The organism is Halobacteriovorax sp. (genome assembly GCF_041587335.1).
Classification (GTDB): domain Bacteria; phylum Bdellovibrionota; class Bacteriovoracia; order Bacteriovoracales; family Bacteriovoracaceae; genus Halobacteriovorax.
On record NZ_JBFGYP010000146.1, the window covers coordinates 1 to 6,700 of the forward strand.

Here is a 6,700-nt window from a genome sequence, read left to right on the forward strand (position 1 = left end):
GAAGTTAGAGTTGATGAGTATTACTGGATGAGAAATCTAGAAGAAGACTCTGACGTTAAAGACTTTTTAAATAATGAAAATACAAATTTAGACCTATACCTAGAAGATACGAAAGATCTTCAGAAAGTTCTCTATAATGAAATGAGATCTAGAAAAAAAGAAGTGGATGAAACAGTTCCTTCTAAAGAAGGGGCTTACTATTATTACAATCGCTATATACTTGGTGGTGAGTATCCAATCTATTGCCGTAAGCTTGGAGAGGATGGCCCTGAGGAAATTCTATTAGACGGTAACGAGCTAGCAAAAGATAAAGACTATATGGATATTGGATCTTATTCAATATCACCAAATACAAAACTTATGGCCTACACAATAGATGAAGAAGGTGATGAAGTTTATAAGCTATTTATTAAGAACTTAGAAACGAATGAGCTTTATAGTGAAGTTATAGAAAATTCATATAGCTCTATCTGTTGGTTCAGTGATAGTGAACACTTTTGTTACAATGTTCTAAATGAAAAACTTCGCCCATATGAAGTACGTCTTCATAAACTTGGAGAAGAGGTTGAAAAAGATAAAGTTCTTTACACTGAAGATAGTGGAGAGTTCTTTGTTCATTGCTCTAAAGGAAATGATCTGAAATATATTTTCTTTATGAGTGCAGGAAGTATTTCTAGTGAGTACTCATATATCAGTGCTGATGACCCAAATGGTGAAGTAAAGCTCGTTGAAAAAAGACATGAGAAATTTGAGTATGATGTTGATCATCACAATGGAGAGTTTTTCATTCTAACCAATGACGAACACCATAATTTTAGAGTTGTTAAGTGTCCTGTTGATCAATGTTCTAGAGATAATTGGGAAGAGGTTATCGAAGGAAGTGATGAAAAGTATATTGTTAACTATGAGTCTTTTAAAGATTTTGCTGTTGTTACAATTAAAGAAAATGGACTAACTAAATTTGAATTTATAAATCATGAAAGTGGTAAGAGTGACTTTATTGAATTTCCTCAGGTCGCATACTCTGCTTCTGAAGGAGAAAATTTTGAGTATGAGATGAATAAGTTTAGACTCAGTTACTCTTCATTAAATACACCTTGGTCAGTTCTTGAGTACGATGTTGATACTAAAAAAATAGAAGAACTTAAGGTTCAAGAAATTCCAAATTTTAATTCTGATGATTACATTGTTGAAAGACTTTTAATTGATGCACGAGATGGATCTAAAGTACCTGTTTCAACTCTGAGGAAAAAATCTACTGAACTTAATGGAGAAGCTCCTCTTTTCGTTTACGGCTATGGTTCATATGGACACTCTGTTGAACCCGGATTTAGAGATGATTACCTATCCCTTATTGAAAGAGGATTTAACTTTGCAATCATCCATCCAAGAGGAAGTTCAACTCTTGGAAGATCGTGGTATGAGGAAGGAAAGTTCTTATTTAAAAAGAATACTTTCTTTGATTTTGTCGATTCAACAAAAGGACTCTGCTCTCTAGGTTACGGCAAAGAGGGAAATATTATTGCAATGGGTGGAAGTGCTGGTGGACTCTTAATGGGGGCCATTACTAATATTGCACCAAAACTCTATAAAACTATTATCGCTCAAGTTCCATTTGTTGATGTTCTTACAACAATGCTAGATAAGGACCTTCCTCTAACTGAACTTGAATATAAAGAGTGGGGAAACCCAGAATATAAAGAATACTATGATTATATTAAATCATATTCTCCATACGATAATTTAGAAGAAACTGAGTATCCAAATATTCTAGCTACTGCAGGACTTAATGACCCAAGAGTGACCTATTGGGAGCCTGCTAAATGGGTTGCCAGAATTAGGGATCGCAACCTCGGAAAGTCAGAAGTGCATATGTTCACAAATATGGAAGCTGGTCACGGTGGAGCGAGTGGGAGGTTTGAATACCTCAATGAAGAGGCCATGGTGTACTCTTTTATACTAAAAAATTTCGGTCTAAACTAATTATTATATGAGTATTCAGTAGCTTAACTAATGGTAAACATAGTTAAGTTATTGAATATTTTTCAAAGAACTGGCCTTATAGCGCTATTTGTCGTAAATAGAGACCTTAAGAATTAATTTTCAGACGAATTAGTGGCATCTCGGTGATTGTGAAAAATCAATCTTTCAGTAGGTGAGTAAGGGATTTACTCTTTGGGTAGCACTAAATGTCTGAGCTAACAACCAAAGGTGAAAAATGAACTTTACTGACTTTACTCTGCCAGAGTCGTTGCTTCGTGCACTCGAAGACAAGGGCTACAAAACTCCAACTGACATTCAGGAAAAAGCTATTCCTCTACTATTAGAGAAGCATACTGACTTTGTTGGACAGGCACAAACAGGTACTGGGAAAACAGCTGCTTTCTCTCTACCATTACTTGCAAAAATTGATAGAAACTGTGGAGATGTTCAAGCAATCGTTTTAAGTCCAACGAGAGAGCTTGCTAACCAAATTACTGAAGAGATGAGATCTTTCTGTAAGCACGATACTATTAAACTTCTTTCTGTTTACGGTGGTGTTCCACTAGACGGACAAATCAGAACACTTAAAAGAGGTAGACCACAAGTTGTTGTTGGTACTCCTGGTCGTGTTTTAGACTTAATAAAAAGAGGTGTTTTAAAGCTTGAGAACGCAAAGCTTGCTGTTCTTGATGAAGCTGATGAAATGCTTGATATGGGATTCATTGATGATGTTAAGACAATTCTTTCAGAGCTTGGAGACAAGAAGAAGACTTGGATGTACTCAGCAACAATGCCAAAGCAAATCTTAAACTTAATCCAAACTTACTTAGATAACCCTGAGATTATTAAAATCGCAAAGAAAACTTTAAGTAATGAAGATATTGAGCAGAAGTACTTCTTAATTAAAAGAGGTAACCTTGGTGAAGCAGTTTGTAGAATTTTAGATTCACTTTCTGACTATTACGGAATCGTATTCTGTAGAACTAAAGTAGACGCTAAGAAACTATCTGATGAATTTAACTTCAGAGGTTTTCCTTCTGATGCACTTCACGGTGATATGTCTCAAATGCAAAGAGATCTAACAATGAGAGCTTTCAAGAAAAAGAAAGTTAAACTTCTTGTTTGTACTGATGTTGCTGCAAGAGGGATCGATGTAGATAACCTTACACATGTAATTAACTACGGTCTTCCACAAGATCTAGAGTCTTATGTTCACAGAATTGGACGTACTGGACGTGCAGGTCAAAAAGGTTCAGCTTATACAATCATTGATAGTTCTGAGAAATTTAGAATTAGAATGCTTGAAAGACTAATGAACACTAAGATTGAACAAGGTAAGCTTCCAACTGTTGAGCAGATTAAAAATGCTCTAGTTAAAAACGAAGTTGTAAAACTTGAAGAAGTATCAAACAAACTTGCAGAGTCTGAAAATGTTGACTCAAGCTTTTCTGTATTTGAAGAGTCTTTAAAAGATATGGATAAAGATGCACTTGTAAAAGTTATGTTTAACTATATGTTCAAAGAAAACATGGATAGATACTCTAAGAAATCAAGTATCGAAATGGTACCTGGTGAAAGACCTGAAAGAGGTGACAGAAACTCTAGAAACCCTAGAGAACGTTCTGCTAGAGGCGATAGACCAGAAAGAGGACCAAGAGCAGCTAGAGGAGCATCTGGTTATGCTAGATTCTACGTTGGTGTTGGTAAGAAACATGGTGTCGATCTTAAAGAGTTCTTATCTTCAGTTTCTGGTGCAACTGGTGTTGAAGAAAGAGAAATTAGAAGAGTTGATTTAAAAGATCAATTTTCATTCTTCGAAGTTTCTGACAAGTATAAAGAAAAAGTTCTTCTTGTAGCAAAAGTATCTGCTGGTGGTCACACTGGTGTTCTTGAAGCAACAAAGGCCGGACCAGCTCCTAGAAGAGATTCTAGAGGTGGTGGACCAAGAAGAGACTCTAGAGGTGGTAATAGAAGATCTGATCCATCTAGTAGAAGAAACTCTTTTAGATCATCTTCAAATGGTGAAGATGGGGCTAAGAGGTCTTACAATAGAGACTAATTCTTATGCCTAAGAATTATGACGTCATTATAATTGGTGGAGGAGCGGCTGGACTTATGGCCGCTTCTGTTTGTGCTAAGAGGGGAAAAGAAACACTCCTCTTAGAGGCCAATAAAAATCTAGGTAAGAAAATTCTTATCTCTGGTGGTGGCAGATGTAATTTTACAAATCTATTTGCTACTCACGAAAATTTCCTAAGTCAAAATCCTCATTTTTTTAAATCTGCATTGAAAAGATATAGCCCGTACGAGTTCTTAGACTTAGTTGAGAGCTATGGTATTGAGTATGTCGAAAAGGCTGAAGGACAGCTCTTTTGTAAAAACTCTGCAAGAGAAATTGTAAATATGCTCGAGAGTGAGTGCAAAAAATATAATGCTGAAATTATCTTAAACTGTAGCGCCCAACAAATTAGAAAAGAAGGTGATTCATTTTTTATTTCTACCGCTACTGGTGAATTTGAGGCTAAGAATTTAATTTTAGCTACCGGAGGACTTCCTATTGCACAAATAGGTGGCAATGACTACGGACTAAAGATAGCAAAAGAATTTGGTATGTCTATAACCTCAGTAGAGCCTGCATTAGTACCATATAAGTTAAGTGAATCACTGTTAAAAAAGACAAGTCTTCTATCTGGAGTAGCTCTTCCTGTCAGAATTTTTAATGATAAAATTAGCTTTGATGAAGACTTACTATTTACTCATAGAGGGCTTAGTGGACCAGCTATTTTACAGATCTCTCTTTATTGGAATGCTGGAGAGAGTGTAACTATAGATTTTCTACCTAATATGACGATTGATAATTTAATTTCATATAGAAGATCTCACCCTAAGAGATCAATAGATACATTCCTTAAGAATCATCTTCCAAAGAAGTTTGTAGAATATTGGTGCAAGAGAGAGACACTCTCTCTTACTGATAACTTGGCAGACTACTCTAATGAGTTACTTAATAAAGTTATTTCTGATTTAAAAGGCTTTCAGTTCACCCCATCTGGAACTGAAGGGTATAGGAAGGCCGAAGTGATGAGAGGAGGAGTATCAACAGAGGAGCTCTCTTCTAAAACACTTGAGTCTAAGAAAGTGAAAGGCCTTTACTTTATTGGTGAAGTTGTAGATGTTACTGGTCAACTTGGTGGGTTTAATTTTCAATGGGCCTGGGCATCTGCACATGCCGCAGGCCAAAGTATTATTTAAGATAAATATATATATAAGGCTCATTTACTTTAAATGTTTTTGATTCAGACTTCTTCAATTCATCAAAAAGTCTACCTTTGATATTTAGAAAGCTTGCTTTCGCTTTATCTATCTTTAGTATTACTTTATTATTTTCTTTGTCTAATTGTGATTTTCCTTCAATTTTAATATTCGCACTGATTCCTAAATCTACTTTTCCTGCAAATTTAAATGAGTTCTTAGAAGTCGATAAAGTTGCATTTTTTATAGATATATCTGAGGCCACGACATTTTCTATTCCAGGAAGTTCTAAGAGAATATTGTAGGCACTTGATAATTGATTACTTCGAAAATACGATACTGAAAATTTTGAATTTGTTAAACATGCATCAAGTAGTTGCAGTCCATACATTTCTGGAAAAGCTCTATTCTCGTAACACTTTGCAGATAGTTTTTGTATATTCATTTCTGAATCAGCAACATTTGAACTCATAAAATCGATTGAGCCATTCATTTGAGTAGACTTTGTTGTGTAGTTAATTTTACTCCAACTGGCTGAATCAATATCATTTATAAATGAAGGAGGATTCTTAAAGTGGAATTCTTCATTACCGAATTCTAGAAGATAGCCATCTTCAACACCCTTAAGTTCGATATTAATTCTTGAAGTAATTGACTCTGGTATTGTAAGTTTTGCTGCTGTAGCACTACCGTCGGGCTTTCTATAATTACCTGTGAAGTCTGATACCTCTATCGATTTAAAGTCTGCATAAGAGCTTGTTGTTGCAATAACCATTGCACTTAATATTAAGTTTTTCATAATAACTCCTGAATATATTTTTTTGCTTAACGTCTTATTCGAAGAACAGGGTTAAATCTTGATTTTTTGTGAACAATTAATTGTTGAAGGTAAAAAAGTTCTTTATGATATAAATCTAGATAGGAGATTAAAGTGAAAAATATTATATTTACTGGTGGTGGAAGTGGTGGTCATGTAATGCCGGCAATCACTTTGATTAAAGAATTGATAAATGAAAGCGATTTAAATATTTCATATATTGGTGGTAGAGATAGTATTGAAAAAAACTTAATTTCAGAGTTTGATATTAAGTACAAATCAATTTTTACTGGAAAACTTAGACGTTATATTTCCATCGAAAACTTTATAGATATATTTAAAATTATAGTAGGGACTCTACAGTCATTTTTCTATCTATTATTTAAACCAAGAAATACTCTAATCTTTTCAACTGGTGGATTTGTTTCTGTCCCTGTTGTTGTGGCGGCAAGGTTGACTGGAAAAAAGATATTTATTCATGAGCAAACAAGTAGAGTGGGTCTTGCTAATAAGATCTGTTCAATTTTTGCAAATAAGGTCTTTGTGAGTTTTGAAGAGTCTATTAAATACTTTCCAAAGAATAAAACGATTTACTCTGGATATCCTATTCGTAGAGAATGTTTTGAAGAATCTCTCTCGATAGATTCA

5 protein-coding genes are annotated in these 6,700 nt (G+C 34.6%); 4 read left to right on the top strand and 1 reads right to left on the bottom strand.

Annotated elements, in window-relative coordinates; all coding sequences use genetic code 11:
• The 3 genes from ABX784_RS14635 to ABX784_RS14645 all read left to right on the top strand — a co-directional run.
• Nucleotides 1-1,983 (top strand): S9 family peptidase (locus ABX784_RS14635; protein ID WP_372655804.1); only part of this gene is annotated, 1,983 nt, incomplete at its 5' end.
• A 235-nt stretch (nucleotides 1,984-2,218) separates the two neighbouring features.
• Nucleotides 2,219-4,042, top strand: coding sequence for a DEAD/DEAH box helicase (locus tag ABX784_RS14640; RefSeq protein WP_372655805.1), 1,824 nt, complete (start codon nucleotides 2,219-2,221; stop codon nucleotides 4,040-4,042).
• Between the two features lie 5 nt (nucleotides 4,043-4,047).
• Entirely contained in the window at nucleotides 4,048-5,235 is a 1,188-nt protein-coding gene (locus ABX784_RS14645; protein ID WP_372655806.1) for an NAD(P)/FAD-dependent oxidoreductase, read from the top strand.
• On the opposite strand, the gene ABX784_RS14650 is transcribed toward ABX784_RS14645, so the two are convergent.
• The gene (locus tag ABX784_RS14650; protein WP_372655807.1) at nucleotides 5,228-6,034 is read right to left on the bottom strand and encodes a hypothetical protein; all 807 of its coding nucleotides are present in this window, start codon (nucleotides 6,032-6,034) and stop codon (nucleotides 5,228-5,230) included. The genes ABX784_RS14645 and ABX784_RS14650 overlap by 8 nt on opposite strands.
• A gap of 132 nt (nucleotides 6,035-6,166) precedes the next feature.
• Here ABX784_RS14650 and ABX784_RS14655 point away from each other — a divergent pair.
• On the top strand, nucleotides 6,167-6,700 hold a 534-nt coding region (locus ABX784_RS14655; protein ID WP_372655809.1), incomplete at its 3' end, for a glycosyltransferase.